The 1,486-nt window shown below is 55.9% G+C and carries 1 protein-coding gene and 1 pseudogene; one reads left to right on the plus strand and one right to left on the minus strand.

Annotated elements, in window-relative coordinates; translation table 11 throughout:
- Nucleotides 1–14 precede the first annotated feature (14 nt).
- The gene (locus tag DW49_RS0124465; protein WP_005622194.1) at nucleotides 15–728 is read right to left on the minus strand and encodes a hypothetical protein; all 714 of its coding nucleotides are present in this window, start codon (nucleotides 726–728) and stop codon (nucleotides 15–17) included.
- A 323-nt stretch (nucleotides 729–1,051) separates the two neighbouring features.
- Here DW49_RS0124465 and DW49_RS0124470 point away from each other — a divergent pair.
- Nucleotides 1,052–1,384: pseudogene (locus DW49_RS0124470) on the plus strand (PIN domain-containing protein); the annotation flags it as partial.
- Nucleotides 1,385–1,486 lie beyond the last annotated feature (102 nt).

Genomic DNA, 1,486 nt, shown 5'->3' on the forward strand with positions numbered 1-1,486 from the left:
ACTTCAGACCTTCCCTAAGGACGCAGGGGCAGAATGCGAGGGGAGCCGTTGATGCTGAAAAGTGCGCGCGAGTCATCCAGGCTGTTGAGCTGCCAGTTGCTCCCTGCGACCATATCGCCGGGGCGTATGAGGTTCAGTTGGCTCAGTTGAGTGCTGCCAGGCGGGGCAACTGACAAGAAACGTTCCCCTCCGCGATACTCCACACCCACGACCGAAAACGGTGGAGGAGGCTCTGGAACTTTGGTTTGTGCTGTTGATTTGCGGGAGGGGGCTGGAGCCTTCGGCTTGGACGCAGCGGTGACTTGAGCGGACGCGGCTTTAGCTGCACGCAGGTCCTGGAGTTTTACCTGCAGCTCCTCGATCCGAGCGCCCATGACCACAACCTCTTCCATTTTGGCACCCTGCTGGGCCGCGTCCTTCGCCGCCTCCTGCACCTGCTTCAGGAGGGCTTGAACGGCATCGATGCGGTTGGACAGAGCCTGCTGGCCGGCTCTGAAATCATCGATGGTCACGGACTTCAACTGGGTGGCGGCATCGAGCCGGTCATCCACGCCGTTGATGCGTAGGGTGATGGCGTTTACGGTTTCCAGGTTCGCAGCGGACTCAAAGTCGGCCTTGAGGTGGAAAATCTGCCACTGTTGGTAGACCAGCATGCCGATCAGGACGATCAGGGTCAGTATTTGCAGGATGGCAGCGCGGGAAAGAGAAGGGCGCAGTGGCAGCTTCATGGAGGACCTCACTCAAGATGTGAGGCACGTTCGCAAAAGTGGTCCATCTATGCAGCAGCAAACCGTTATTGTGTTTGAATGGGTTTAGAACCCGAGTGAAAATGCCGAAAGCGTTTGTAATCGGACCCCGGGGCGGTTGACCCACCTATCCTCCGGTACGTCAACCGGACATGTACAGCTTTCATTGCCATAGTTGACATCCGCGTCAACTATGGCATCATTAAGGCACTACTCAGCCCCGTACGCAGCGATTCAGTTCGCTGGCTGTTGGGGTGAAGAAACCGGCCTAGCGCCGGTTTTTTCGTTTCTAAGGACTGAAAATCTTGCGTACAGCGTGCTTTGTAGACGGTTACAACCTGTTTTATGGCCTACTCGCAGGCACGAAGTACAAATGGCTCGATCTTCCGTCGTTGCTCTCGCATATTCTGCGCGTCGAGCATCCTGAAAATTCCTTGGCGTCCGTCAGCTTTTTCACTTCAGGTGTGAAACCCTCGCTCGCCAGTCGTGGCATCCTTTCAAAGGAAGCTCAAGACAGTTACCTGCGCGCCTTGATTGCGCGAGGCGTCAGCGTTACTTATGGGCGCCATCAGTTGGAATCAGGCAAGGCTCCTCGTTTCGTCGACAAGAACACCCCGGCATCCAGGCTTGATCAGGTCTGTTGGCGCTGATTGAAAACTGACCCACCCTGCCGATTGAAAATTGACCCAGGACGGATTGCTGATTTCTGTCCCAGCAATTGTGGATAAGCTTAGCAGCAG

The sequence above is a fragment of the Pseudomonas avellanae BPIC 631 genome (assembly GCF_000444135.1).
GTDB classification, from domain to species: domain Bacteria; phylum Pseudomonadota; class Gammaproteobacteria; order Pseudomonadales; family Pseudomonadaceae; genus Aquipseudomonas; species Aquipseudomonas avellanae.

Bases quoted from the DNA above. Each gene is read 5' to 3' on its own strand.
- DW49_RS0124465 (WP_005622194.1), bottom strand. From the start codon at position 728: ATGAAGCTGCCACTGCGCCCTTCTCTTTCCCGCGCTGCCATCCTGCAA.